Genomic DNA, 26,782 nt, shown 5'->3' with positions numbered 1-26,782 from the left:
CGCCTCGATCCGGACCTGCCCGGCGCAAGATGCGCTCCTCGGTCCTTCGCTGCGCCGAACGTTCGAAGCGGTCGAACTCCAGGTCCGGATAGAGGGGATTCGGCGGACCGGTTCCGGACAGGATCACGTCACGGGATCTGAGCAGCCGCACGCTGGACCGTGCATGGCCGCCGTTCACCGCGTCCCGGCCCTCTGCTGCGTCGGGATCGAACCCGTCGCGCGCCCCTGCCGGGGGACAGGACGCGCGTCTGATACCATTGACGATGGATTGGCTCGACAGCCGGGACGGCTGTCATCGGACGCGAGCGCCTGTCGCGCTACAGAAGATGGGCCGCACTCACGGAACCGGGACGCACCGTGGTGCTTGCACGGGCTGCGTGCACCGTCGCCCCGGTTCGCGCCATGCTCTTGAAATCAACGTAAATCGGTTCGGGTGGCCGCCCCGTCGTTTTACCGCGATTTCCCGGGCGGGTGACACCGCGCCCGCCACCGGTCTAACCGCCTGTCGATCCGCGATACGGTGCACTGCGCCGATCTGCGCCGCTCATCGTGCTCGTCCGGATCCACGCGTCGCCGGTGCCACGTCTCCAGCCCATCTTTCTGTCCCGGCGCGGCCTGAGGCAGCGGACCGGACCAGTCGCGGCGGGTCCCCCAAGGCAAGGCGCGGTTTTTCTCCGTTTCGTGGTGGGAACGAGGACCTGCGGCAGCACATTGCGCGCCTCCGTCCGCCCGCCCTCGCGCCGTTTTCCGCTTCTGTCCCGCATTGCGCTCAGGCGTTCAGGCGGGCGGCAGAGGCGTGCAATCAGCGGTCTCGACCGTCGCGTTTTGGCGGTACGGTCATGGCCCCGGCCGCCGCGCGGTGATGCGGCCAGGCCGTTCCCCCGCGCCCGACCGGCTCCGCTCAGACATAGCGGTTGACGATGGCCTCCAGCTTTTCCTGCTGCCCGGAGCGGGGACGGGGGTCCACGCCGTCCGCTTCCACCCGCGCGGCGATGCTGTCCAGGTCGCTGTCCAGCATCGCCTGCGCCTCCGGTGTCTCCCATCCGGCGTAGCGGGCGCGCCGGGGGCCCTCCAGCGCGTCGTCCTCCAACATCCGCGCGGCGGCCTTCAGCCCGCGCGCGCAGACATCCATGGCGCCCGCATGGGCCGCGATCAGGTCCGACGGGTCCAGCGACTGGCGCCTGAGCTTGGCGTCGAAATTCGTGCCTCCGCGCCCCAGGCCGCCGGCCTTGAGGATCTCATAGTAGGCCAGCGTCACCTCCGGCACGTTGTTGGGAAACTGGTCGGTGTCCCAGCCCGACTGGTAGTCGTTGCGGTTCATGTCGATGGACCCGAGGATCCCCAGCTCCCGCGCCAGGGCCAGTTCGTGCTCGAAGGAGTGGCCCGCAAGGATCGCGTGGCCCTGCTCGATGTTGACCTTGACCTCATCCTCCAGGCCGAAGCGGCGCAGGAATCCGTATACGGTGGCCACGTCGTAGTCGTACTGGTGCTTGGTCGGCTCCTGGGGCTTCGGCTCGATCAGGATCTGGCCGGGAAAGCCGATCTTGTGCTTGTACTCCACGACCATGGACAGGAACCGGCCCATCTGCTCCAGCTCCCGCCCCATGTCGGTGTTCAGCAGCGTCTCGTAGCCCTCGCGCCCGCCCCAGAGCACGTAGTTCTCTCCGTTCAGGCGGTGGGTCGCGTCAAGGCAGGTCTTCACCGTCGCCGCGGACCAGGCGAACACGTCCGGGTCCGGGTTGGTCGCCGCGCCCGACATGAACCGGCGGTGCGAGAACAGGTTGGCCGTGCCCCAGAGCAGGCGGACGCCGGTGGCCGCCATCTTCTCCTCGAACACCGCGACGATCTCTTCGAAATTGCGCCGGCTCTCTGCGAAGCTGGCGCCTTCGGGGCGGATGTCGGCGTCGTGCCAGCAGAAGAACGGCACGCCCAGGATCTCGAACATCTCGAAGGCGATCTCTGCCTTGAGGCGGGCGGCCTCCATCGTGTCGCCCCACCACGGCCGGTCGAAGGTCTGCCCGCCGAACGGATCGCCGCCGGGCCAGGCGAAGCTGTGCCAGTAGGCCACGGCAAAGCGCAGATGCTCGCTGAGCCGCTTGCCCATGACGATCTCCTGGGGATCGTAGTGGCGAAACGCCAGTCCCTCCGCGTCGGGGTCGAAGGCAAGGGGCGCGATGCCGCCGAAAAAATCGCTCATCCGGTGTCTCCTGTCGGGGCCTGGGGCGGCCGGGCCGCCTTGCGCGCGACCGCGGACCGTACCGGGACGGACCGGAGCACGGCCGGGGGGAGAGGTCAATCGGCCGCCGCGCGCTCAGAGATCTTGCTGCGCGGCCTCCAGCATGGCGAACTCCTCCTCGGCGGTCTTCGCCACCAGATGATGCTGCGAGTAAAGGTAGAAGTAGGCCGCGCCGATGGCGAAGAGGATCATGGTGAACAGGAACGCGCGCGGGTCGAAGGCGAACACCCCGGTCAGCGCGATCAGCGACAGCACCAGCGCCGTGCCGGAGGTGAGCGTCCCGCCCGGCGTGGCATAGGGCCGGTGCAGGCCGGGCTGGGTCCGGCGCAGGCGGATATGGCTCCAGGCCATCAGCGCATAGGAGATCGTGGCCCCCACAACCGCCATGGCCAGCATCAGGTCCCCCTGGCCCGAGAGCGAGGCCAGGAACCCCAGGATTCCCGGCACGATCAGCGCCCGCGCGGGCACCTTGCGGTCGTTGGTGATCGACAGCGACCGGGGCAGGTAGCCCGCCCGCGACAACGCAAAGACCAGCCGCGAATAGCCGTAGATGATCGAGAAGAACGACGCGATCAGACCGGCCAGCGCCAGCACGTTGACCAGCGTCGCCAGCCACCCGATCCCGACCGCGTCCAGCGCATCGACCAGCGGCACGCCGGAGCCGCCGATCATCTCCGCCCCCGCCGCACCGGCCAGCAGGATCACCACCAGCGCCGCGGTGAACAGCAGGAACAGCATAGCGGCGATGATGCCGCGGGGCATGTCGCGGGCGGGATCGCGGGCCTCCTCGGCGGCCAGCGGCACGCCCTCCACGGCCAGGAAAAGCCACATGGCGAAGGGCAGGGCGGCCCAGACCCCGAAGATCCCGTAGGGCAGGAAGGCGGAGGCCCCCACGGCCCCGGTCGGCGCGATGTCGAAGAGGTTGGCGGCGTCGAAATGGCCCAAGAGGGCGACCGCCGTGGCCAGGATCGCGAACACCGCCAGCCCCGAGATCACCATCATCACCTTAAGCGCCTCGCCGACGCCGGCCAGGTGGATGCCGACGAACACCGCGTAGAACAGCGCATAGACGATCGGCCCGTCAAGACCGATCAGGCTCTCCACGGCCGCGCCGATGAAGATCACGATGGCCGCGGGGGCCAGCGCGTATTCGATCAGCACCGCGAGGCCGGTGAGGTAGCCGCCCGCCGGTCCCATGGCCTGCCGCGCGAAACTGTAGCCGCCGCCCGCGGCCGGGATCGCCGCCGACATCTCGGCCAGCGACAGGACCAGCGTGAAATACATCAGCCCCATCAGGATCGCGGCGATGACGAACCCGCCCCAGCCGGCCTCGGCGATGCCGAAGTTCCAGCCGGCGAAATCGCCGGAGATGACGTAGGAGACGCCCAGACCCGCCAGCAGGATCCAGCCGGCGGTGCCGCGCTGGAGCTGGCGTTTCTCAAGGTAGGTCTTGTCGATGGGCGCGTCCGTCATGGGGTTCGTCCTTCCGGGGGGGGGCTGAGAAAGCTGGTCGCGCGGTCTCCCGCGTCGATCTCTTCTGCGGCAGAGCGGTCCTTGAGCGCCACGCCGGAGGTGTCGATCTTGCGCGCCTCTGCGTAGAGATAGGCGGCCCGTTGCGCGGCGCGCGCATGGCTCAGCCCCGCCGCGCGCACGTTCGAGATGCAGTTGCGCCGCGCGTCGTGCAGACCGGTCGCGGGCGCCCAGGTGAAATAGAGCCCAAGGCTGTCGGGAGAGGACAGGCCCGGCCGCTCGCCGATCAGCACCAGCACGGCGCGCGCGCCCAGGATCTCGCCCACATGATCGCCGATGGCGACGCGGCCCTGGGTGACGAGCACCGGCCGGGACAGCGAGACGCCTTCCAGCGTGTTGAGGAACGCGGTCAGGAACGGCACCGTGTTGTTCTGCACCGCGAGGGAGGACAGCCCGTCCGCGATGACGATGGCGAGGTCCGGTGGCTCTCCGCCCGCGTCCTCCAGTGCCGTCACCGAGGCGTCGTCCAGCGTCTCGCCCTTGGGCGGATGGCGCAGGTAGTCGTCGCGATCCGCGGCGCGCGTACGCAGGACCAGCGGATCGTCGAGCCCGTCCAGCCCGCGCAGGTCCGCGGCCAGCGCGTCGGTGTCCAGCGGCAGATGCACCGCGTCGCGGGCCTGCGCATGGGCGATCTGGAAGGTCAAAAGCTCCCGCGTTGGCAAGCTGACGCCCACCCGGCCCAGTCCGATCCGCGCGTCGGTGAAGCGGCGCAGGATCCGCCACGGGTTCTCGGTCACGATGTCGGGGGCGTCAGGCATCCTGCGGCAGCCTCTTCAGGCTCTGCGCGAAGCCGTCTGGCACGCCGTCCGACAGCAGGAACCCCCCGTCGCTGTCCAGGATCGCCATCCGCGCCAGCCAGTCGTCGAACTCCGGCGCGGGCCGCAGACCCAAGGCGCGGCGCAGGTAGAGCGCGTCGTGGAACGACGTCGTCTGGTAGTTCAGCATGATGTCGTCGGCACCGGGGATGCCCATGATGAACGTCACGCCGGCTACTCCCAGCAGCGTCATCAGCGTGTCCATGTCGTTCTGGTCCGCCTCGGCGTGGTTGGTGTAGCAGACGTCGCAGCCCATCGGCAGGCCCATGAGCTTGCCGCAGAAGTGATCCTCAAGCCCCGCGCGGGCGATCTCCTTGCCGTCGAAGAGATACTCCGGCCCGATGAAGCCGACGACGGTGTTGACCAGCAGCGGCTTGAAGTGACGCGCCACGGCATAGGCGCGCGCCTCGCAGGTCTGCTGGTCCAGACCGTGATGGGCGCCCGCCGACAGCGAAGATCCCTGACCGGTCTCGAAATACATCACGTTGTCGCCCACGGTGCCGCGGTTCAGCGACAGGGCGGCGTCCCGGGCCTCGGCCAGATCCTGCAGGCCGAAGCCGAAGGAGGTGTTGGTCGCCTCGGTCCCGCCGACGGACTGGAACACCAGGTCCACCGGCGCGCCGGCCTCGATGCATTCCAGCGTGTTGGTCACATGGGTCAGGACGCAGGACTGGGTGGGAATGTCGTACTGGTCGATGATCTCGGCCATCAGATGGGTCAGGCGGATCGCCTGGGCCACATTGTCGGTGGCGGGGTTGATGCCGATCACCGCGTCGCCCGCCCCGTACATCAGCCCGTCCAGGATCGACGCGGCGATGCCGTTCACGTCGTCGGTCGGGTGGTTGGGCTGGATCCGGGTGGACAGCCGCCCCTCCAGCCCCAGCGTGGCGCGAAACGCGGTGGTGACGCGGCATTTTCGCGTCACCAGGATCAGGTCCTGGTTGCGCATGATCTTGGCCACCGCGGCGACCATCTCCGGCATCAGGCCGGGGCGCAGGGCGGCCAGCACCTCCGGCGTCGCCCGGTCCGACAAGAGCCAGTCGCGGAAATCCCCGACCGTCAGATGCGACACCGGGGCGAAGGCGTCGGCGTCGTGGGTGTCCACGATCAGCCGCGTGACCTCGTCCGCCTCATAGGGGATCAGCAGATCCTCTCGGAACGCCTTCAGCGGCAGGTCGGCCAGCACGGACTGGGCGACGGCGCGTTCCTCCGCGGTCCCGGCCGCGACGCCCGCCAGCCGGTCGCCGGAGCGTTCCGGCGTGGCCTTGGCCATGGCTTCCGCAAGGTCCGCAAACCGGTAGGTGCGATCGCCGAGGGTGTAGCGGTAGCGGCCGGACATGGCGGACTCCTCTCCGCCCAGGGTGACGCAAAGTCACGAAGGCGTCATCCCCCTTTGTTGGTCGCATGGATCGCCGCGCCCCGGCGCCGCAAATATGGGCGATCCCCGATACCGGGGTCCGGAAAACGGGTGGCGTCGGGACCGGCGGACCTCAGGCGGGGCGCAGGATCACCCGGAACTCGTTTTCCCCGTCCAGCGGATCGGCCAGCGATTCGATCCGCCAGGGCAGCAGGCTTGCCAGGTCGCGCAGCAGCGTGGCGAAGCTGGCCGAGGTAAAGACCGAGCAGTGGACATCCGTGTAACTCTCCGCCAGGCGCCCGGCCCGCGCCATCGCGTCCTCCAGGCTGTAGCGGTCGTAGGTCTGGGGGATATTGCCGGACCAAGCATCGGCCTCGCGGAGGTTGGTCCAGAAGAACAGGTGCCGCAGGATCTGGTAGTAGGACGGCATCGCCAGCTTCTCGTCATGCGCGCGCAGCCAGTCGACGGCGTCGGTCGGGCCGCGGAAATAGTCAAACGTATAGCGCCGGTCCGGCACCGACAGGAAGATCCGTGCATCCTCCGCCACGATTGCCCTGAGATCGTCGAACCAGCCGATCGGGTCGGGAATGTGCTCGATCACGTGGTTGGCGATGACGAGGTCGGGGGGCTCTGTCACCGCGTCCCGCAATGTCGTGTCGCGCAGGATGTAGTCTACCTCCACGATCCTGTCCCAGGTGTGGTTGGCGGCGTCGCGGTGGCGCTCCACCGATTCCTGCCGTGAGAAGAAGTCCGCGAACCGCACCCCTGTCTCGTTCGCCAGAAAGGTCGGGTTGTCGAGCGCGTCGATTTCGAGCACCGACAGGTCGCGCGGACCCAGCTTTGCGGTCAGAAAGCGTCGGCGCGACTTGGCGCGGCGCGACACGTCGAGGCCGTCGCCAGGCGTGAGGACCGGCATTGGGCGGGGCGCTCCTGTTCAGGTGTGGCCGGTCCGCTCCGGCCCCCGCGCCGCAGATTGGCCCGCCCGCGCGCGGTGAGCAACCCCCCCGTTGCCGACCGGGTCAGAGCGACCAGAAGGTTGCGCCGTCGGGCCGGCCACCGGGAGAGAGCGCGGATTTGAGGTCCAGCAGCAGCCCGCCCGGGCGCACCATCGCCTTGAGCCGCGGCTCATCGGCCATGTATGCGCCGTGCGGCACCGCCAGGATCAGCATGTCGAGATCGGCGAAGGCTTCCAGCGGAGACTGTTCCAGCCCGTAGATCCGGCGCAGCTCCCGCGGGCAGCAGAGCGCGTCATGGACCATCGGCGCCACTCCCAGGCCGCGCAGCGCGCCAACCACCTCCGGCACCCGCGAATTGCGCAGGTCCGGCACGTTTTCCTTGAAGGTCATGCCCAGGATGCCGACGCGGGCGCCACCGGGGTCGATGCCGGCCGCGGCCATCATCCGCGCCGCGCGCTCGGCCACGAAGCGGCTCATGGCATCGTTGATCCGCCGGCCGGCCAGGATGATGTCGGGGTTCAGCCCCGCCTGCGCGGCCCGTGCCGCCAGGTAGTAGGGGTCGATGCCGATGCAGTGGCCGCCGACCAGGCCGGGTTTGAACGGCAGGAAGTTCCACTTGGTGCCGGCGGCCTCCAGAACGTCGCGGGTGGGGATGTCCAGACGCTCGAAGATCATCGACAGCTCGTTCATCAGGGCGATGTTGATGTCGCGCTGGATGTTCTCGATCACCTTGGCGGCCTCGGCCACCCGGATCGAGCTGGCGCGGTGGATGCCCGCCGTCACGACCGATCCGTAGAGCCGCGCCACACGGTCGAGCGCCTCCGGCGTCTGGGCCGAGACCACCTTGACGACCGTCTCCAGCCGGTGGTTGCGGTCGCCGGGATTGATCCGCTCCGGCGAGTAGGCCAGGAAGAAATCGCGCCCCGCCGTCAGCCCCGACGCCCGCTCCAGCGTCGGTCCGCAGATCTCCTCGGTCACGCCGGGATAGACGGTGCTTTCCAGCACCACGATGGCGTTCGGGGTGAGGTACGGGCCGACGGTCTCGCAGGCGGCGATCACCGCGCTCAGATCCGGGCGGTTGAGGTCGTCGACCGGGGTCGGGACGGTCAGGATGTAGATCGACGCCCCGGCCAGATCCGCGGGGTCCGCGCTCAGCGTCATGGTCGCCGCGCGCAGGTCGCCGTCCGGCACCTCGCCGTTGGGGTCCGAACCCGCCAGCAGGGCCGATACCCGCGCCGGGGCAAGGTCGAAGCCCACCATGCGCCGGGTCGTGCGCGCCAGCGCCACCGCCACCGGCAGACCCACATAGCCCAGCCCGACGACGGCGACCTCTTCGGGCACGCTTGCGGAAACCGGCGTGGCCTGCGCGGTCCGCGGCGCGCAGGCGCCGTCCCGGTCCACCGGCGAACGGTCGCCGGCGGTCCGCGTCTCCGCGCCGTCGGTGCCCGCGGCATCCCGCCTGCGCGCCTCCGCCGATGCGACCGCACCACCGCCGCAGACCGCGTCGCCCGTAGCGGTATCCGGCACCGCAGCCGCGCCGCCGTCCGCAACCGCATCGCTGACCGGGGCCGCACCGTTCGCGGGGGCGCCCGGCGCCGGTCCGGCACACCACGCGCCGCCGTCGCCCCGGGACGGGAGGTCGGCCGCGCCGGATGCGTCCGCCTCGCCGGGGCCATGGAGTTTTCGCCGTTCCGGCCCGGTCTCCGCGGCCTTTGTGGCGCCTGCGGGGACAAGCGGATCGGTCACGCGCATCGCCCGACCGTCCCGAGCTGTCCCGCAGCCGCCCCGGCCTCCTCCATGGTCAGGCTGGGCCAGCCATAGGCGTCGCGCAGCCGTGCCGCCTCGGTGACGATGGCGTTTAACATCGCCATGTTGGCGTCGAGGTTGACGCCGAAATTATGCGGGTGGAACCACAGGTGGAACAGCTGCCCCGCCCAGGCGGCGCGCCGCATCTCCCGCGTCACCGCCTTGATCTGCAGCGCCGTGGCATAGGGCGCGCGCAGCGAATGGGGGCGCAGGAACCGGCTGGCGGGCACGTCGATGCGGCCGTCGGGCGCCGTCGCGCCGATCCGGCCCGCGCCGGGACGGGCCGCCGGCAGGTAGCTGCTGGCCAGCCGTGAGCCGCGGCGCAGGATGCTCTCTCCGCGCCGCGCGCTGGGCCGGTCGAACCAGTTCGCCCCGGCGCCGCGATGGATGACGATGCCCTTCTCGGCGCAGATCTCCAACGCCTCGTCCACGACCTGGTTGCGCGGAAAGACGATGCTGCGCGGCCGGATGCCGTGGGGGGCGGCCGCGGCGATGGCCGCGTCGATGTCGGCCCCGAAGGCCGCGGCGTCGAAATCCTGCTCCAGGCAGAAGTAATGGGCGAAGGTGTGGGTCCCGATCTCCTGGCGCGGGCACTCCGCGATGCGCCGGATAAGCGACAGCCCGTAGTGGAACGGATCGCTGGCTTCGTCCGGCCCGATCGCCGCCAGGCCGGCGTAGCTGGACAGGCGGGCGTCGCGGAAGCTGGGGCGGATGTCCGGCAGGGCGGCCATCAGCGCGTCGCGCTCCTCGAAGAAGAGCAAGCCCACCGCAGCCCAGGTGCAGCCGATGTCGTGGCGGCCGAACAGCTCCAGCAGGCGCGGCACCGCCCGGCGGACCCCCAGAACGTTGGCCCCGTAGGTTTCGATGGACTGGCTCGCCCGGACGCCCCACATCAGCTCAAGGTCCAGCGACAGGACGAATCCCGCGGCAGAGCCCGGTCTGTGTTCCGAAATCCCCATATCGGACGTCATCCTTCAGTTCGACGGCGCAGGACCGGCGATGAAACTGCGACGGCACCTCTCACACATGGTACGCCTTGCGGTAGAGTGAGGGCCGCGCGTCGATCTTCGTAGTGGAATTTTGGATGTCCGATACCCCAAAAGGATCCCGACCCGCCGAAATCGTGGTGATCGGCGCCGGTCCGTCCGGCTTGACGGCGGCGCTGGAGCTGCAGCGCGGCGGCCGCGCGCCCCTGCTGCTGGAGCGCGCCGGCCAAGTCGGCGGGCTGATGCGATCGCTGCGGCTGGGCGGCGCGGTGCTCGACCTGGGGCGCAAGGAACTCTACGCGCGATTTCCGGAGGTCGATGCGCTCTGGACCGAGGTTCTGGGCGACGACTTCGCCGAATATCCGCACCGCGTCGGCAGCCTCTACCGCGGCCGAATCGTCGAGATGTCGGGCCGCTACCGCGGGCCGGCGCGGGGGATGCCGCTGCCGTGGCTCTTGCGGGGGGGCGCGGGGCTCTTGCGCGGCTGGGCCGGCGGCGCGCTCCGGCCGCCGCGCACCATGGCCGATTACTGGAGCTCCCGCGTGGGCGCGGAGTTCGCGCGCATCCTTGCCCGCGGCTACTGGGAGAAGTTCCGCGGCACGACCTGGGACGCGATGCCCGCGCCCGCCCACCACCCTACCGGCGCGCGTCCCGGTCCGCGGGTGCTGGCCGGCGCCCGCCAGGCGCTCGGGATGGCGCGGCGCGGCGGTGTGGCGGCGCAGGCGGCCTGGCGCCATCCGCGGGGCGGCACCGGACAGCTCTTCGAACGGATCGCCGGGGCCTATGCCGCGGGCGGCGGGCGCCTGGTGCTGGGGGCGGAGGTGACGGCGCTGACCCGGCGCCCCGGCGGCCGGGTCCGCGTGGCCTGGACCGCGGACGGGCAGGGCCATGAGACCGACGCGCGTCAGGTGATCTCCAGCCTCCCGGTGGAGCGGCTTTGGGCGCTGCTGTCGCCGGATGCGGCCCCCGGCGACGCGCCGTCGCCGGGCCCCGAAGCCGGCCGCGCGGTGCTGCTGGTTTATCTGCTGTTCGACGCGCCCCCGCCGTTCCCCCACGCCTGGCTGGAGGTGAACGACCCAAACCTGCGCTGCGGCCGCATCACCAATTACGCGGCCTTCGGCGGCGGCATGGTGCCCGACGGGCAGACCGCGCTCTGCGTCGAATATTTCTGCGCCGGGGACGATCCGCTGCTGGCCCGGGACGCCTCTGGCCAGATCGCCTTCGCCCTGTCGGAGCTTCGCGGCGCCGGGCTGACCGGCGCGGCCCCCATCGCCTGCAAGGCGGTGACCCTGCCGCGCACCAATGCCGCGGCCAGCTGGCGCGAACAGCAATCGGCCCATCGCGCGGCATTGTTCGAGCGCCTCCGGGCCGTGCCCGAAGTCTATCACGTCAACCGGCCCGGCTCCGACTGGGCAAGCCTTGCGGGGCTCCAGGCGGCCCGGGCGATCCTGTCGGGCGACCGCGCCGCCTTCGATGCCGTCGCCGATCCGACCCGCCGCCAGGAAGAGCCCGCCACCTGACCGCGCGCGGCCGCTCCGGCGCGGACGGCCCCGGGAACACACAGCCGTGCGCCCGGCGGGACTGGACATCCGCCGCTCGGAAAGGGTCAATGGGACCGCCACGGCAAGGCCGGGACCGGCGGAACGGGGGGGCGATGCGACGGGACGATCTGGGCGCCCGCGACGACTGGGAGGCCAAGGCAGAGGCGGCGGGGTTCACCTTTCACCATCTGGACGGCGCGCTCTACTGGGACGAAAGCGCGGCCTATGCCTTCACGCTCGACCAGATAGAGACCGGCCTTGAGGCCCCGGCAGAGGAACTGCACGCCATGTGCCGAGAGGCGGTGGCAGAGATCGTCGCCAGCCAGGAGCTGATGGAGCGGCTCTGCATCCCCGAGCCGCACCGCGACCTGGTGGCCGACAGCTGGCGGAGCGAAGACCCGGAGCTCTACGGCCGGATGGACTTCGCCTATGGCGCCGGGGGGCCGGCCAAGCTTCTGGAATACAATGCCGACACCCCCACGACCCTCTATGAGACCAGCGGCTTCCAGTGGCACTGGCTGGAGGACATGATCGCCGCCGGCCGCCTGCCACAGGATGCCGACCAGTTCAACGGCCTGCACGAGGCGCTCGTCGCCCGCCTGTCGGAGATCTTCGCGCCGGGGACCGACATCCACTTCGCCGCCTTCGCCGACGCGCCGGAGGATTACGCCACCGTCGAGACCATCGGCTGGGCCGCGCGAGAGGCCGACATGGGCGCGCATTTCACCGACATCCGCAAGATCGGCGTGACCGATGCCGGCCAGTTCTCGGATGAGGAGGACCGCGTGATCGGCACGCTGTTCAAGCTCTACCCGTGGGAGGACATGCTGCGCGACGATTTCGCCGATGCGATCGCCGGTGCCGGCTGCCGGATGCTGGAACCCGCCTGGAAGGCGCTGGTGTCCAACAAGGGCATCCTGCCGGTCCTGTGGCGCATGTTTCCCGGCCATCCGAACCTGCTGGCGTCGGTCTTCGCGGATGAGGACGCGGGCGGCCTGGGCGACGCGGTGGTGGAAAAGCCGGTGTTCTCGCGCGAAGGCGCGGGGGTACGGATCCGCGGTGCGGGCCTCGACGATTCCTCCGCCGATACCGGCTACGACGCCCACCCCAGGATCCTGCAGACCTACGCCCCCCTGCCGCGCTTCGGCGACGATCACGCGGTCTGCGGCGTCTGGCTGGTGGGCCGGCAGGCCCACGGCCTTGGCATCCGCGAGGATACGTCGCGGATCACCCAGGATACCAGCCGCTTCCGCCCGCACTACATCATGGGATGACATGACCCCGGACCTTATGCCCTCCGCCACCCCACGGCCCCGCAAACGCGCCCGCACCGCCCGCGTCGTCCTTCTGGGCGGGGCCGCCTTCGGACTGGCCGCCTGCCAGCCCGAATCGCGGGTCGAGGCGACGGTCTTCCCCTCGGTCGAGGAATGCCAGGCCGTGGCCGACCTGCCAGAGAACGACTTTACCGCCCAGGACTGCGCCGACGGCTTCGCCGAGGCACAGGCCATCCATGAGGAAAGCGCGCCGCGCTACGCCGACCAGGCCCTGTGCGAGGAACAGCACGGCGGGGAATGCGTCGCCGAAGAGCGCGCGGGCGGTGGCGGATCGATCTTCCTACCGCTGCTGGCGGGCTACATGATCGGCAACATGATGGGCGGGCGGGGCATGGCCGCCAAGCCGCTCTACCGCACCGCCGCCGGGCGCTTCGCCACCCCGGGGGCCGGAACGGTGCTGTCGGGCAACCGCGGCAAGACCAGCCTCGGCGCCAATTCCTTCGCCGCCTCGCCCAGCACCCGCGCGGCGGCCCCGCTGAGCCGCGCCGCCGTCCAGAGCCGCGGCGGCTTCGGCGCCGCGCGCACCGGCGGCATGGGCAGCCGCAGCTTCGGCGGCTAGGAAAGGGGAGCCGCACCGGCGCGCCGGCCGCGCGGCCGGGCATCGCCCCGATGCGACTGCGCCCCGGAAGGGCGCGCCGGGGTGTTCGGTGGGGGTATCACGGCGACCCGGACCCGCGCCGCGGACAGGGTGCGGCAAGGACAAGGCGCCCGGGACGTTTCGGGTCCGTTCATTGGGCCGAAGGGTTCAGGCAACGGGCATTAGCCCGACGGGCGGGCGCAGACCCGCCCGCCACGGACGCGCACCGCAATTGCGATGGTCCCCTGGCTTTGGATACGCCTCCGGATCGCCTCCTCCTTCTTTGCAATGCCGCCCCGTTACGCGACCGCGCAAGCCGTCGCGCTCGGCGCGGCCGAGCCGGGGGCCCCGCACCGCCACATGTATCGCAACAAAGAGCGGACAGGTTTCCGCGATCGGATTCGACGAAACTCTTCCAAATCAAAGGCATGGATCGTGAAAAAAATATCGGGGAGAAGAGCCTTGCCGACCTAAGCGGGCGACGCGGACCCGTACCTGGACATTTCGGGGAGCCTTGGCGGCCGCGCCCGGCCGTCGGATGCGCGTGCTGCTTCCGAGAGGTCCCGGCGGGCCCGTTCTTCCGCCATCTCCGGGGCGATCCTGCCAACCGCCGACGCATGGTCCGCCGGATCCCTCACGGCTGCGGACCGCGCATTCGCGCTTCCTTGCAAGTCCGATAGAGTTGCCAGCCGCCTGTCCGACGGGGACGCCTGGCACGCGCGGTTCCTCACCCGCCACGCCTGCGACCATATCGTGCTTTTCCGGGCAGACCGTCTCGTCCACGCCCGTGCGGTCGCCATCGCGCGCCATGGCATCGGTGTCGTCACCCTGAAGAGGGCTACACCCGTCCCGGCTACGCCACGGTCGAAGAGGCTGCGCCAACGACGCCCCCTTGGTCCGACGTCCGCCGCCCCGCGCCTGGATCCAATCCGATCCGGCCGCGCCCTTCGACAGCGACGTCCGTGCCAAGAAGCGTCTACATTCCGCTCTTCTACACGTTGCAGACCCCTCATGGCACGCGGCATCCGCCGCAGCCTCTGCGGTGGCAGCGTCGAAGAGCGTTCTGGGCAGTCGCCGCCGGAACCCATGCTGGAGGTCTGAACCGGTGACCTGGAATCGAGGTCCCGGAACGCCGGAGGCGCGTCCGGCTCTGCCGTCCCGGCTGCGGTGCGGTTTCGGGCGGATCTAAGGCGATGAGCGGGATATGGGATCCGGATTGACACGGAGATGGCCGCGCATCGCAACGGGTCCGGACTGGCGGTCGCCATGGCGCCTGCTGAGGGTGCGCGAAACCGCAGTGGTCAGGGGACGTGCGACCCGGTCGTTCGACCTGCCCTCGGACAGCGTTTTGGCGGCGCCGGCCGAAGGGCAGCCGGCGTTCCGTTCGCGGCTGCGGGGCGCGCGGGCCGCAACCTACCTGGGCGGGGCCGCGACTGGTCGGGGCCGCGGGGGGGGGGTGGCAGTCGCACCGCGCGAGTGAGCGCTTTCAATAGGTTTGTCACCACCCAAAAAAAGACAAACAAAATCAATAGCCTACAAATAGGCGTTTCACTGGATTTGTCACATTGAGGGTTGAGAGGAGGGTTCCGCGCGCTGGCGCCGTAAAATAGTCCAATGAAATCAATACAGCGATTTCGAAGTCGTGCGCGATTTTGCGCATGACCGGGAACCATATCAGTTCCCGGTTCCCGGTTCCCGGTAAATTAGCTACTTCGAGGAAGGCTTTCTTGCGCCGAAGAGTGGAACCGAAGGACCGACGAAAAACTGGGTTCCGCGCTGAGGGGCTTTGTTGCGCAAAGATTGGGTGAGGGATTCATCTCGTGAATCCAGCGTGGTAGCTGTCCTGCATGAGCAGACCGATCCCGCCGAGCTACAAGACAAAGAACTGGCCGGCCTACAACGAAGCGCTGAAGCAGCGTGGTTCCCTGACGATCTGGTTCGATCCGGACATGGTCTGGGTGCCGCCGCCGACCGGCAAGCGAGGCCGGCAGCCGTTATATAGCGACGCCGCGATCCAGGCATGCCTGACGATGAAAGTCCTTTTCGGCATGGCGCTCCGACAGACGACCGGGTTCATTGAAAGCCTCCTGCGCCTGGTCGGCCTCGACTGGGCGGTGCCCGACTTCAGCACACTGAGCCGGCGCCAGAAGRCCTTGTCCGTGACTATTCCCTACCGCGGCTCAGATGGGCCGCTGAACCTGTTGATCGACAGCACCGGCATCAAGGCAGAGGGTGAAGGCGAGTGGAACGCCCGCAAGCATGGCGGCGCGAAACGCCGTCTATGGCGCAAGATCCACATCGGCGTCGAYGAACRSACGCTGGAGATCCGAGCCATCGAGATCACCGGAAGCAACGTCGGGGACGCGCCCATGCTGCCCGAGTTGCTCAACCAGATCCCCGCCGGCGTGGAGATCGGATCGATCACCGCTGACGGAGCCTACGATACGCGCAAGTGCCATGACGCCGTCGCCGACCGCGGCGCCCATGCCGTCATACCGCCGCGCAAGAATGCCAAGCCGTGGAAGCCATCAACCCCAGCCGCCATTGCCCGGAACGAGGCTCTGCGCGCATCGAGATACCTCGGCCGCGCCATCTGGCGAAAATGGAGCGGATACCACCGCCGGAGCCGCGCCGAGACGAAGATGCATTGCGTGAAGCTACTGGGGCAGAGCCTCCTGGCGCGCGACTTCGATCGCCAGGTCGCCGAACTTCAGGTCCGCGCCGCCGTGCTGAACGGCTACACCGCGCTCGGCATACCCATCACAGAGCCTGCGGGATAAGTGCGTCCGGGGAAAGGGGAAGTCCGGGATTTACGGTCTTTGCGCAACAAAGCCCGCGACCAGCCCGATCCGAAGACGTCCCGTTGCGGCGACACCTGCAGATCGAGCATCGGCGAAAGCCGTTTGGACCTGCCGCAGAATCGTGCGGCTGCTGCAGATAAATCCATGGCCCGCGACCGTAAGGCGGGCCCCGGAAGGACTTCGCTCGAAGAGCGAAACACCAAGCTCGTCCTCGAGCTTTTGCACTCTCCGACTGACCATGGATTGACCTACGTGTCAGATCCCGCTTGATTGTATGGCCGCTTTTTGAAGAGCCTTGGCTTTTGGCGATGCCAGTCCTTGAGGGCGTCGATAGGCGTTCTGCCCTTCAGGACGGATTGCGGGAGCTGGCCGTTGTAGAGGCGGACATAGCGCAGGATCGTCTGCTCAAGGTCCTCGCCTGATCGGAAGCGATGACTCTGCAGGACGTCCTCGATCCGCCCGTTGAAGCGCTCCACCATGCCGTTGGTTTGCGGCCGCATCGGTGGTGCGAGGCGATGCTCGATCCCGAGGTCGGCACAGAGGCGGTCGAACTCGTGGTTGCCCGTGGCCGCGCGCTTGCGCAGGCCGAACAGCCGGTCGGTGAACTCCTTGCCGTTGTCGGTGAGAACACGTGTGATCTTCATCGGCGCGGCGCGCTCCAGGTCACGCAGGAAGCGGCGCGCGTTGGCGGCCGTCTTCGCTGGGTAGATGCGGACGAAGACCCATCGGGTCGCACGGTCAATCGCCACGAAGAGGTAGCGTCGCCGCTGCTCGTCCGGCATCTGCGGCAGGTATTTCACGTCGACATGCAGATAGCCGGGCTCATAGGCCCTGAAAGGCTTGTGCGCAGGCTTCGGCGCCTTTGGTGTGAGGTCGCGGAGCTTGCTCACCCCATGTCGCCGCAAACAGCGATCCAGCCCGGAGCGCGAGACGTTCGGGTTCAGGAACTCGCGAACGACGGACAGCAGGTCGTCGAGCGGCAACAGCAGAGCCTTCCGCAACGCTACGGCAACCGCCTCCTGGGCAGGGGTCAGCGTCGTCTGCAGCCTGTGCGCGGTGTGGCTGTGGTCGTGAACGCCATCCCGCTTGCGCCACTTCCAGACCGTCTGTTCGGAGATGCTGTAGCGCTCCGCAACCATCCACGCCGGCTCATCGCTCGCCTGCATCGCAGCTCTGATCCTGGGTGTCGTCGTCGCCTGCTTGTGAAGAGAGATCAGCATGATCGTCCCCCATCCCGAACCTCACGCAGAAACGACCTTGCCATGAAGAGCGCAGACCGGCGAGAGTCTATGTGATCGTCCGGGACTGAACACCTAGTGCGATCCGGACCGCCGGCATCGTCCCGCGGGCCGGGCGGCATGTCATCAAAGCGTTATCGAGAACATGTTGACGGATGGGCGCGCGGCGCCAATTCTGGCGCGGGATGGGGATCTGCCGCGATGACGATACACGAACTGCCGGAAAGCTGGCGCAGCGGCCGGGCGCGGGGGTTGCGGCTGGTGTTCGGCGCCACGTCGGTGCCGCTGCGCAGTCTGTCGCGGGGCGGTCTGTCGGTCGAGGCGCGCAGCGCCCCGCGCCTTCCGGGCCATGTGCATATCTACGCCGGCGACAGGCATCTGGCCAGCGGTCTGATCTGCTGCGACCGGATCGACGGGGACGAGCACCGTTTCCTGTTCAAGCGCATCACCCCCTGCAAAACCCGCCCGCCGCGCGACTACGCACCGGGAGAGCTCTGCCCCGCGCCCGACCGCGGAGCGGACCGCCTGCGCCAGGGGCTCTGACGAGATTTCCGACCATCCCCCTTGCAAAGCCCCGCGCCCGCCGTTAGTCACCGGCCCGACGCGCTGGTAGCTCAGTTGGATAGAGTATCTGACTACGAATCAGAGGGTCGGGGGTTCGAATCCTCCCCAGCGCGCCATTTCACTTTCGGCAGTTGAAATCCCTCCAACACCTTGAAAGGGAACGAAAAAGTCGGGGTTCGAACACCCTGATTTCGGCTGTATCGAACAGGCTCGGAAAACGCCAGTCGAAGCACCGTTTCCCGCTTATCCACCAGAAAAAGCAAATGAATGGCTCTGTTGCACAAACCCGGTGAGGGATTCATGTCGTGAGTCCAGCGTGGTAGCTGGACGACATGAGCAGACCCACACCGCCAACCTACAAGACCAAGAACTGGCCGGCCTATAATGAAGCGCTCAAGCGCCGTGGCTCGCTGACGATCTGGTTTGACCCAGAGATGATCTGGGATGCTGCGCCGACCGGCAAACGCGGCCGACAGCCAACCTACAGCGATACCGCCATCCAGACATGCCTGACGATGAAGGTTCTGTTTGGCATGGCGTTGCGCCAGACGACCGGGTTCGTCGAGAGCCTGTTGCGTCTGATCGGTTTGAACTGGGCGGTGCCCGACTTCAGCACGCTATCGCGCCGCCAGAAAACGCTGGCCGTGAACATCCCGTATCGTGGCTCCAACGGCCCAGTGCATCTCCTGATCGATAGCACSGGCATCAAGGTCGAGGGTGAAGGCGAGTGGAACGCACGCAAGCATGGTGGGCCCAAGCGGCGGGTTTGGCGCAAGATCCATCTTGGGATCGACGAMCAAACGCTGGAGGTTCGGGCGCTCGAGATTACCGGAAGCCACATCGGTGATGCGCCGGTGATGCCCGATCTGCTCAACCARATTCCGGCGGACGAGGCGATCGGCAGCGTCACTGCAGACGGTGCCTATGATACCCGCAAATGCCACGACGCCATCGCTGACCGCGGGGCGAATGCCGTCATCCCACCCCGCAAGAACGCCAAGCCGTGGAAGACCGTCACTGCGGGTGCCGTGGCCAGAAACGAGGCCCTGCGAGCTTCGAAATATCTCGGTCGMGCGATCTGGCGAAACTGGAGCGGATACCACCGCCGAAGCCGCGTCGAAACCAAGATGCACTGCGTTAAATTGCTGGGGCAGCGCCTCATGGCGCGGGACTTCGACCGACAAGTCGCGGAAGTCCAGGTCCGCATCGCCGTCATGAACGGCTACACCGCCCTTGGCATCCCTGTCACAGAGGCCGTGGGATGAATCCGTCCGGGGAAAGGGGAATCTCGGGTATTAAAAGCTTTGTGCAACAGAGCCTCGAAATTCCACCAACGCACCGCGATCCTCTATGATATGCCTCTGTAAGGTTCACTGTAAAGCATTAAGCTAGCTTGCTAGGACGTTGCTACCACTCAGGATTGTCTGCGTAAGGAGACGAAGCGGCCGCATTTCCGATTTGTACTGAGAGCCGCTCCGCACATTCAATTATGCTGCAGCCGTTGCTTCGATTTCGAAAAGCAGGCCCGATAATGCAAGGCGTGTGACCCCAAGCAAGGTCATCGGTGGTGCCACTTGGTGAGGGCCAAACCGCATCCCCATCAGGTCGAAGTTTTTCAAAGCCTCGTCCACGTCCGTCGCGTAGATGCCGAGCCGGACGACATTGCCGAGGTCCATGTCAGCCCCTTTCAGCACCGCCTCGAGATTGTCCAGGGCGAGGTCGATCTGTGCACGCATATCACCGGCATGTTGCGGATTTCCATTCGCGTCGACCGACGTTTGACCCGCGCAGATCAGCTGGCGCGTTGCGCCCTCGATCGCTTCGGCCTGGTTATATCCCAGCTTGATCGACCAATCCCACGGGTTCACTGCCGTTCGTTCCATGTCGCAATCTCCTTTTTACAGTTGCTGAAAAGGGGTAGAACAAAACGGTGCCAAATCTTGGCACCTTTTGTGCTATCGTTTGCGAATGAATGTAAGGCTCAGACATGATGCGATCGTCCGCACGCTGCGTCGGAACGGCACGTCTACGATCGGGGCGCTTTCGCAGGAGGTCGGGGCCTCCCGGCGGACCATTCTGCGCGATATCGGTGCCTTGCGGGAAGAAGGATATGTGATTCATTCCGACGTGGGGCGAGGCGGCGGAGTGCAGCTCGATCCGCAATCGCTGCACACGACGGCCAAGCTTCTGGTACCGGAGGTGTTTGCGTTGCTCATCAGCGTCGCGGCCATGCGGGCAGCCGGAAACCTGCCTTTCGCAGATCTTGCGGACCTTGGCCTGGCCAAGATCGAGAGGTCGCTGTCGGCTGACAAGGTCAGAGATTTGCGCGCGATGCTCGCATGCCTGCACATCGGTCAGTTGTCGCCGCTTCAGGATCTATCGGATATGGGGCGAATGGATGCGGATCTGCTACCTGCCTTCGAAACCGCGTTCCTTGCTCGACGGCTCCTCCGGTTCCGGTATCGCGATGCAAGAGGTCGCGAGACCCAGCGGGAAGTGGAGCCTCAGGCCATGCTCGTCCTGCCGCCACTATGGTACCTTGTCGGTTGGGACCCTGACCGCCATGGCTTTCGGCACTTCAGGATGGATCGGATCAGCAGTCCGGAAGCACTAGCGGAAACCAATTTCCGCAGAAGACACGTTCCCTTCGAAGATGATGTCTGTCCGTACAATGAACTTCGAAATCGGTGAGCCTTCAGGCCATCCAACCGTCGCCCCATATTCTTTGGAGGAAGGGACCGAAGCAAAAGTGATATGAGGCGTTTGGGCATCTCTCATGTGCGACCCGTGTGCACGGCAAGACTTTCGCACCTTTTCAGGCGCCAAGCCTGGAAAGACGCCAACCGTCCCATGCACGCCGCGCCTTCCAATTCTACGCGGCAAGCCGCGGCACCACACTCTCGACCAACCGCAGAAATCGTGAGTTGCAAGCCCCCGCAACCAAACCCCTCAAGAAACCATATTGATTTCAGTGTCTTGGGGGGTAGCGAGATATCGCCGCCCAATCAACCTAAGCAATATCAATGACCTAGACCCGTAGGTGCAAATCACCCCGCAACCAACTGTGACGGAGTAGAACGGCGGCCAATTGGCGTCGTTCTTGTGATGGATGGTCGCGATTTTGATTTTATTTCATGAAGTTGCACGGCGTCGTGTGCATCCTATGTTCATGCTCTAATCGCGCGATTTCGTGCTGCGTCGCAGGCAATTCGGCCCGTGGTACAGGGCTGTTCTACTCTGCGGTCCTGATCATCCTCCTGAACCGAAAGAATTACGGTGCCCATAGCCGGACCACTTCCGCCGAAGCGTTCGGCCGAAGCGTTTGATGAAGCGGAGAGGCTCGTTCCGCGCCCCCGCACCGGGGCTGCCCCTCTTCCAAGGCTTGGCGTTGCGGCGCGGCGGGAAGATTTCATGAACGTTCCGGTCTGCGATGGCGTCGCGGCAGGTGCGACCGTCATAAGCGCCGTCGGCGGTCACCGAGGCGATCGGCTCGTCCCTGGGGATCTGTGACAACAGGGCGGGCAGCATCGGCGCATCGCCCACGGTGCTACCGGTGAACTCGACTGCCCGGACCTCGAGCGTGCTCTCGTCGACGGCGAGGTGCACCTTGCGCCACACGCGCCGCTTGGCCCCACCATGCTTGCGCGTGCCACTCCCCTTCGCCGCGAACCTTGATGCCAGTGCTGTCTACGAGCAGGAGCAGCGGCCCGCCCGAACCGCGGTAGGGCAGTTGCACGGCCAAGGTCTTCTGTCGCCGACACAGCGTCGAGAAATCCGGCACCGACCAGTCGAGACCAGCCAGCTTCAGCAAACTCGCCATGAAGTCGGTCGTCTGTCGAAGCGGGAGCCCGAACAGGACCTTCACCGCCAGGCAAGCCTGGATCGCAGCGTCGCTGTGGACCGGCTGCGCGCCGCGCTTGCCCTACGACGCAGCGTGCCACGGCATCGACGGATCGAACCAGACGGTCAGCGATCCGCGTCCATGCAGCGCCGACGACCAGTTCAGGGTGCGGTAGGGGATAGGTGCGGGCTTGGACATGCCGCCCTGCTATATCGCTGGACTCACGATGTGAATCCCGGGCAGGCTTCGTGCAATAATGCCACCCCAAGGCGTCAGATAGGCTTGGGCCATTTGTGTGTGCGGATCATGTCCGCAGGGTTTAGGTGATCCCCGTTTCCCGGACAGATTTGCGGCGTTGCTAAGTTTGCCTGTTGATCATGCCGCCGCCTTCAGGTCTTGGCCCTGACGGGCCTCGACCGGTGTCCTTCCGCAACTTGACTATCCGCCTGACAATGATAGCTAATTGCCATGCGAACCTTGGTAGTTGATACGCTTTCGACGATCTTCTTTTTCACCGTGTTCGCAACGTTTTCCGAGTTCGTCATTGCGGGCATGGATGCGTCTGAGGTTTTGACGACGCGCCTTGTCATGGTACCGATCATGATCCTCACGGGACGACCCTACACCCGGTGGCGCGACTGGCTTTTCTCGAGGGTACGACCGCAGGCTCGTATGGTGGCGGTAGCGACAGATGTTGGCGCCTTCCTTGCGTTTCAGGTTCCGGTCTACGGTGCGACGCTCCTGATTGCAGGCGCGACCGTTGCGCAGGCCCTCACCGCGATCGGCTCAGCAATCCTGTTCATGATTATTCTTGCCCGACCGTTCGGTGTTTTCGTCGATCTGGTCCGGCGCGCGACCGGAGCAAAGGTCGCGCGGTGACTGACCGGATGGGTGAATTTAAGGTTCGCATGCCGGACAGGGTCTCCCCAGGAAAGGCAGCCGACCTCTACGCTCCTAGGATCGGATGAAATCAGCCTGGTAGACAGACTTCATATGTGCAGCTCCCGGCGTATGAGGTCGAGGGTCTGCATCATGTCGAGGGTTGCATCCAGCGGACGCTTAGGCGTCTCCGTCTGCTCCGTCGCGATGGCGCGGGCGACCTCGGCGGCCTCGTAGTACAGCCCTTCGAAATGGCGGCCGGGGGTCTCCTCGTAGTGCAGTCGGATCGAGCCATCGGCGGACAGCACCTCGAACGGGCCGGGCAGGTTGAATTCGCTGCCGAAGCGCACAGTGCCGCCGGTGCCTACGATTGCGGCATTTGTCGGGGTTAGACCATAAAGCGTCGTCGACATTGTTCCCTGGTTGCCGTGGGCGTCCGACAGGATTACCGAAAGCTGCCCGTGGACGCCACTTTCATCGTCCTGCTTCATGCCGACGACCCTCGTCGGCACCCCCATAAGCCGGTTCAGGAGCGAGATGGGATAGGTCCCCAGATCGTAAAGTGGCCCGCCCGCGAGGTCGGGTCGGAAGATGCGGTGATCGCGGGTGAAGTATTCGCCGTATTCGGTATGGATCGACTTGATCTCGCCAAGCGCGCCGGAAGCGACGATCTGGTCAAGCACATCGAACTTCGGCAGGAAATAGGTCCAGAGGGCCTCGGCCAGGAACAGCCCCTTCTTCCGGGCCAGCGCCACCATCTCGGCCGCCTGTGGATGATCCAGCGCCATCGGTTTTTCGACCAGCACGTTCCGCCCGGCCTCGAGCGCCAGCATCACGTGGTCGCGGTGATGGTTGTGCGGCGTTGCCACGTAGATCACGTCGAGACTGTCATCCCTGACGAGTGCGTCGTAGCTGCCATGCGCCGTCTCGATCTTCTGACGGGCGGCGAAGGCGTCGGCACTGTCCTGGTTGCGCGAGCCGACAGCCGCAATCTCCTGCCGTGTATGTGCGCGGACGGAGCGGATGAACTGGTCGGCGATCCAACCGGTGCCCAGGATCCCCCATCGCAAAGCAGGGGCCTCCATCGGATCAGGGATGCGGGATGTCGGCAATTCGGTCGGGAAGGTCATTCGGTTTCTCCTGCCACAGCTTGCCAGGCGCGGGTTTGTACGGAGCGTTCCATCGCATCCATGATGCGCATGTTCTCAAGGCCGAACGCGAAGTTCGGATCGCAGTCCTGCCCCGCGCAGAGGCCCGAAATGAGGTCGCGGACCTCGATCACCTTGACGTCGAAGTATCCCAGCCCTCCGCCGGCGAAATCGAACGGGAAGAAGGCCGAGAATTGCGGGACCTGGCTGCCCGCGAGAAGCGTCTTGAACCCCCGGTCGGGTTTCGGATCACCGAAGCGCGAGACTTTCAGTTCGTTAAACCGCTCGCCGTCCATCAGGATCGTGCCCTCGGTGCCCGAGACCTCCCACGAGATACCGAAGACCTTGCCGGCGGACACGCGGCTCGCCTCGATCGTGCCGCCCGCTCCGCTCGCAAAGCGGACGAGCGCCTGGATCTGATCCTCGTTCTCGACCTCTCGCCGGGGCGAGTCGGCGGCGGCCTTCGCGCTGTAGCTGGCCGCGCCTTGCGGAATGGGACGTGTCGGGAAATAGGTCTGGGCCTGGGCGATGGTGCTCTCGACCGGCCCCATCAGGTATTGCGCGACCGAAATCACGTGGCTGCCCAGATCGCCGAGCGCGCCTGAACCCGCCTCCTTGCGGGTGCAACGCCACGAGAACGGCAGATCGGGGTCGTTGAAGAAGCCCTGATCGAACCAGCCGCGGAACCGCATGGGCGTGCCGATCTCGCCCCGCTCGATGAGCTGCTTGGCGAGCATGGCCGCGGGCGTCTTGACGTTGTTGAAGGCCACCATGGTCTTCACGCCCTTCGCCTCCGCGGCGGCGGTCATCTCTTCGGCCTCGACGACAGTGACCGACAACGGCTTTTCGCAATAGACGTGCTTGCCTGCGTCGATGGCGGCCAGCGCCATCTCGTGGTGCAGGACATTGGGCGATGTGATGTCGACCACGTCGATCTCGGGATCCTCGACCAGCGCGCGCCAGTCGCCGGTGTGCCGTTCGAACCCGAGGCGGGAGGCAGCGCTTTCGGCCAGATCAGCACTGGCATCGGCCAGCATCGACAGATGCGGCACGCGAGGCAGGTCGCGATAGAGCATCGCAGCGCGGCGGAACGCGTCTGCATGAGCCTGCCCCATGAAACCCGAGCCGATGAGGCCGATATTGATGGTCTTTTGTGTCATTGTCCGTCTCCGAAGAGGCTCGTGACGTGGGCGTGCGCGCGGCGGACCGCGGGGAAGGGGGGCGCAAGCGCGGGGTCCTGCTCAGCCTCCACGACGAGCCAGCCCGCATAGCCGCTGTCCTCGACGAAGCGGGCGAGCGGCCCGAAATCGAGATCGCCGTCGCCGGGAACCGTGAACATGCCCGCACGCACGCCCGCGTTGAAACTGAGGTCCGCGCGACGGACGCGGTCGAAGACCTGCCTGCGCACGTCCTTGAGGTGGATATGCGCCACCCGGTCGCCGTGCCGCTCGATCAGCCGGGTGTAATCGACGCCGCCCGCGACCGCGTGGCCCGTGTCGAGCAGGAGGCCCACCTCTGGACCCGCGTGATACATCAGCCTGTCGATCTCGTCGCCGGTTTCGGCCACCATCATCAGGTGGTGGTGGTAGGCAAGCCGGAGGCGATGTTCTTCTATCAGACGGTGGGAGAAGTCGGTCAGGCGCTGCGCGTAGGCGGGCATGTCGCCTTCGGACATGATCCGACGGGCCGACATGCCCACATCCAGCGGGTCGCCAGCGGCCATCATCGCGGTCTCGCCGTAGACCATGACCTTGCATCCCATCGCGGACAGCAGACGGGCGTGATCCGCAACGGCCGCCATCTCGGCCTCGACGCCGTCCTCGGCCAGCCGTCCTGAATGCCAGCCGGAAGCCAGATCCAGCCCGAAGCTGTCCAGCAGGTCTGTCAGTACGGCGGGATCGGTCGGGAATTTGCGGCTTGTCTCAACGCCGGCGTAGCCGGCTTCCGCCGCCTCGCGCAGGCAGTTTTCAGCCGGTGTATCGCGGCCGAACTCCTCGATAACTTCGTTGATCCATGAGAGCGGGCTGACGCCCAGGCGCACGGCTTCCGGCAGGCTCACGACGCGGCCTCCGGCATCCAGTCGGGGCCGAAGGCAACCGCCTGGCCGGTCCCGGCCGAGACGATGGCGGCCTCGACCAGCCGCTGCGCCTCGAAGCCGTTGCGGATGGTCGTGAGTGCCGGCGTGCTGTCGCGGATGAGGTCCACGAAGGCCGTCATCTCGTCGCGATAGGCGTCCGCGAAACGTTCGATGAAGTAATTCATTGGAGGAGCAGCGGTGCTGCCGTCCGGGCGAGCGATGCGAACGCTCGATGCCGGCTTGTTGTCCACGAACAGCACCTCGTGCTCGCAAAGCGCCTCAAGCCGTTGGTCGTAGCCCAACGGCCCGCGCCGGCAGTTGATCACCTGTGCCATGCGGCCCGAGACGGTCGTCAGCGTGATCATCAGGGTGTCGATGTCGCCGGCCTCGCCGATCTCCGGCGAGATCAGGCACGATCCGGTCGCGTAGACCGTCGCGACATCCTCCTCCAGCAGGAAGCGGCACATGTCCATGTCGTGGATGGCGGTATCCCGGAACATGCCGCCCGAGGTGCGCACGTAGGAGGCGGACGGCGGCGTCGGATCGCGGGAGACCATCGCGACATGCTCGAGCCTGCCAGCCGCGCCGCTGAGGACGCGATCCCGAACCTGCCGGAAGCTCGGGTCGTAGCGACGCTGGAAGCCCAGCATGCAGGCGATGCCGGACGCTTCGACCGCCTGAGTGGCTTCGGCCACCTGCGCGAAATCGAGGCTGACGGGCTTTTCGCAGAACACAGCCTTTCCCGCCTCGGCCGCCCGCAGAAGAAGCGGGGCGTGGCTGTCGGTCGAGCTTGCGATGATGATGCCGTCGACAGTGGCGTCTGCGAAGACGGTATCGGCGTCGGTAAGACTCGCACCGGTGCGAGTTGCAAGTTCTTCTGCATGCGCGCCCGCGACCGGATCGACGATGTAGGAAAGGGTCGCGCCGAGCGTTGCCGCGGCGTTTAGCGCGTGAACCTGGCCGATGCGGCCCGCGCCGAAACAGGCGAGTTTGATCATGACGGTCCTCCCTTCGTCGCGGCCGTTCTCCTCCGAAAGCGGCCTGACGCCTCTTTACGATTGCCGACGCGAGGTCGATACATCGAGATTGATGAAAT

22 protein-coding genes, 1 tRNA gene and 1 pseudogene are annotated in these 26,782 nt (G+C 66.8%); 9 read left to right on the top strand and 15 right to left on the bottom strand.

Going from position 1 to position 26,782, the window contains the following annotated elements; translation table 11 throughout:
• Positions 1 to 901: 901 nt before the first annotated feature.
• The 7 genes from xylA to KW83_RS03960 form a co-directional block, all read right to left on the bottom strand.
• Positions 902 to 2,197 carry a xylose isomerase gene (gene xylA / locus KW83_RS03990; RefSeq protein WP_036174614.1) on the bottom strand — a complete coding sequence of 432 codons (1,296 nt, stop codon included), beginning with the start codon at positions 2,195 to 2,197 and terminating at the stop codon, positions 902 to 904.
• A 114-nt stretch (positions 2,198 to 2,311) separates the two neighbouring features.
• Positions 2,312 to 3,709: an ethanolamine permease gene (gene eat / locus KW83_RS03985; RefSeq protein ID WP_036174612.1), complete on the bottom strand. Its 1,398-nt coding sequence runs from the start codon at positions 3,707 to 3,709 to the stop codon at positions 2,312 to 2,314.
• Positions 3,706 to 4,524: an ethanolamine ammonia-lyase subunit EutC gene (eutC, locus tag KW83_RS03980; RefSeq protein WP_036174610.1), complete on the bottom strand. Its 819-nt coding sequence runs from the start codon at positions 4,522 to 4,524 to the stop codon at positions 3,706 to 3,708. Before eutC ends, eat begins: the two co-directional genes overlap by 4 nt.
• Positions 4,517 to 5,920 carry an ethanolamine ammonia-lyase subunit EutB gene (locus KW83_RS03975; RefSeq protein WP_036174607.1) on the bottom strand — a complete coding sequence of 468 codons (1,404 nt, stop codon included), beginning with the start codon at positions 5,918 to 5,920 and terminating at the stop codon, positions 4,517 to 4,519. The genes eutC and KW83_RS03975 overlap by 8 nt, the downstream gene beginning before the upstream one ends.
• 151 nt (positions 5,921 to 6,071) lie before the next feature.
• Complete coding sequence (locus tag KW83_RS03970) at positions 6,072 to 6,854, bottom strand: class I SAM-dependent methyltransferase (protein WP_036174604.1); 783 nt, start codon at positions 6,852 to 6,854, stop codon at positions 6,072 to 6,074.
• A 103-nt stretch (positions 6,855 to 6,957) separates the two neighbouring features.
• On the bottom strand, positions 6,958 to 8,640 hold the full coding sequence (locus KW83_RS03965; protein WP_327203952.1) for a nucleotide sugar dehydrogenase: 1,683 nt from the start codon (positions 8,638 to 8,640) through the stop codon (positions 6,958 to 6,960).
• Positions 8,637 to 9,659 (bottom strand): polysaccharide deacetylase family protein, encoded by a 1,023-nt coding sequence (locus KW83_RS03960; RefSeq protein WP_051928226.1) that lies wholly within the window; start codon positions 9,657 to 9,659, stop codon positions 8,637 to 8,639. Before KW83_RS03960 ends, KW83_RS03965 begins: the two co-directional genes overlap by 4 nt.
• Positions 9,660 to 9,784: 125 nt before the next feature.
• On the opposite strand from KW83_RS03960, the gene KW83_RS03955 reads away from it, so the two are divergent.
• The 4 genes from KW83_RS03955 to KW83_RS03940 all read left to right on the top strand — a co-directional run bounded on the left by KW83_RS03955 (position 9,785) and on the right by KW83_RS03940 (position 15,918).
• The gene (locus KW83_RS03955; RefSeq protein ID WP_081904436.1) at positions 9,785 to 11,206 is read left to right on the top strand and encodes an FAD-dependent oxidoreductase; all 1,422 of its coding nucleotides are present in this window, start codon (positions 9,785 to 9,787) and stop codon (positions 11,204 to 11,206) included.
• 134 nt (positions 11,207 to 11,340) lie between these two features.
• Positions 11,341 to 12,501: a glutathionylspermidine synthase family protein gene (locus KW83_RS03950; protein ID WP_036174598.1), complete on the top strand. Its 1,161-nt coding sequence runs from the start codon at positions 11,341 to 11,343 to the stop codon at positions 12,499 to 12,501.
• A 1-nt stretch (position 12,502) separates the two neighbouring features.
• Positions 12,503 to 13,120, top strand: a complete 618-nt coding sequence (locus KW83_RS03945; protein WP_235191352.1) for a DUF1190 domain-containing protein — start codon at positions 12,503 to 12,505, stop codon at positions 13,118 to 13,120.
• A gap of 1,865 nt (positions 13,121 to 14,985) precedes the next feature.
• Entirely contained in the window at positions 14,986 to 15,918 is a 933-nt protein-coding gene (locus KW83_RS03940) for an IS5 family transposase (RefSeq protein WP_036174595.1), read from the top strand.
• Positions 15,919 to 15,948: 30 nt separating this feature from the next.
• Here the strand turns inward: KW83_RS03940 and KW83_RS21820 are convergent, their stop codons facing one another.
• Both KW83_RS21820 and KW83_RS03935 read right to left on the bottom strand, forming a co-directional pair.
• On the bottom strand, positions 15,949 to 16,179 hold the full coding sequence (locus KW83_RS21820; protein ID WP_081904435.1) for a LysR family transcriptional regulator: 231 nt from the start codon (positions 16,177 to 16,179) through the stop codon (positions 15,949 to 15,951).
• Between the two features lie 8 nt (positions 16,180 to 16,187).
• Positions 16,188 to 17,159 carry an IS481 family transposase gene (locus tag KW83_RS03935; RefSeq protein ID WP_036173691.1) on the bottom strand — a complete coding sequence of 324 codons (972 nt, stop codon included), beginning with the start codon at positions 17,157 to 17,159 and terminating at the stop codon, positions 16,188 to 16,190.
• 219 nt (positions 17,160 to 17,378) lie between these two features.
• On the opposite strand from KW83_RS03935, the gene KW83_RS03930 reads away from it, so the two are divergent.
• The 3 genes from KW83_RS03930 to KW83_RS03920 all read left to right on the top strand — a co-directional run bounded on the left by KW83_RS03930 (position 17,379) and on the right by KW83_RS03920 (position 19,006).
• A complete protein-coding gene (locus KW83_RS03930) occupies positions 17,379 to 17,720 on the top strand; it encodes a hypothetical protein (RefSeq protein ID WP_051928224.1) in 342 nt (113 codons plus the stop codon).
• 60 nt (positions 17,721 to 17,780) lie between these two features.
• A tRNA-Arg gene (locus KW83_RS03925) sits at positions 17,781 to 17,857 on the top strand.
• A gap of 216 nt (positions 17,858 to 18,073) precedes the next feature.
• The gene (locus tag KW83_RS03920; RefSeq protein WP_036173063.1) at positions 18,074 to 19,006 is read left to right on the top strand and encodes an IS5 family transposase; all 933 of its coding nucleotides are present in this window, start codon (positions 18,074 to 18,076) and stop codon (positions 19,004 to 19,006) included.
• 222 nt (positions 19,007 to 19,228) lie between these two features.
• On the opposite strand, the gene KW83_RS03915 is transcribed toward KW83_RS03920, so the two are convergent.
• Positions 19,229 to 19,624 (bottom strand): RidA family protein, encoded by a 396-nt coding sequence (locus tag KW83_RS03915; RefSeq protein WP_036174592.1) that lies wholly within the window; start codon positions 19,622 to 19,624, stop codon positions 19,229 to 19,231.
• 85 nt (positions 19,625 to 19,709) lie between these two features.
• On the opposite strand from KW83_RS03915, the gene KW83_RS03910 reads away from it, so the two are divergent.
• Entirely contained in the window at positions 19,710 to 20,432 is a 723-nt protein-coding gene (locus tag KW83_RS03910) for a helix-turn-helix transcriptional regulator (protein WP_036174589.1), read from the top strand.
• 576 nt (positions 20,433 to 21,008) lie between these two features.
• Here KW83_RS03910 and KW83_RS21345 read toward each other — a convergent pair.
• Positions 21,009 to 21,780, bottom strand: a pseudogene (locus KW83_RS21345) (IS5 family transposase); the annotation flags it as partial.
• 270 nt (positions 21,781 to 22,050) lie between these two features.
• On the opposite strand from KW83_RS21345, the gene alaE reads away from it, so the two are divergent.
• Positions 22,051 to 22,461: an L-alanine exporter AlaE gene (gene alaE / locus KW83_RS03900; RefSeq protein WP_036174586.1), complete on the top strand. Its 411-nt coding sequence runs from the start codon at positions 22,051 to 22,053 to the stop codon at positions 22,459 to 22,461.
• A gap of 110 nt (positions 22,462 to 22,571) precedes the next feature.
• Here the strand turns inward: alaE and KW83_RS03895 are convergent, their stop codons facing one another.
• From KW83_RS03895 to iolG, 4 genes are read right to left on the bottom strand one after another with little or no spacing between them, the layout of a single operon-like run.
• Positions 22,572 to 23,591: a Gfo/Idh/MocA family protein gene (locus tag KW83_RS03895; RefSeq protein WP_036174583.1), complete on the bottom strand. Its 1,020-nt coding sequence runs from the start codon at positions 23,589 to 23,591 to the stop codon at positions 22,572 to 22,574.
• A complete protein-coding gene (locus KW83_RS03890; protein WP_036174580.1) occupies positions 23,588 to 24,769 on the bottom strand; it encodes a Gfo/Idh/MocA family protein in 1,182 nt (393 codons plus the stop codon). Before KW83_RS03890 ends, KW83_RS03895 begins: the two co-directional genes overlap by 4 nt.
• On the bottom strand, positions 24,766 to 25,668 hold the full coding sequence (gene iolE, locus KW83_RS03885; protein WP_200879647.1) for a myo-inosose-2 dehydratase: 903 nt from the start codon (positions 25,666 to 25,668) through the stop codon (positions 24,766 to 24,768). Before iolE ends, KW83_RS03890 begins: the two co-directional genes overlap by 4 nt.
• Positions 25,665 to 26,684 (bottom strand): inositol 2-dehydrogenase, encoded by a 1,020-nt coding sequence (gene iolG, locus KW83_RS03880; protein ID WP_051928221.1) that lies wholly within the window; start codon positions 26,682 to 26,684, stop codon positions 25,665 to 25,667. Before iolG ends, iolE begins: the two co-directional genes overlap by 4 nt.
• Positions 26,685 to 26,782: the final 98 nt, after the last annotated feature.

This window comes from Palleronia rufa (genome assembly GCF_000743715.1).
Taxonomy (GTDB): Bacteria; Pseudomonadota; Alphaproteobacteria; order Rhodobacterales; family Rhodobacteraceae; genus Palleronia; species Palleronia rufa.
Note: the sequence above shows the minus strand (reverse complement) of the source record. Positions and strands in the feature narration are given on the sequence as shown.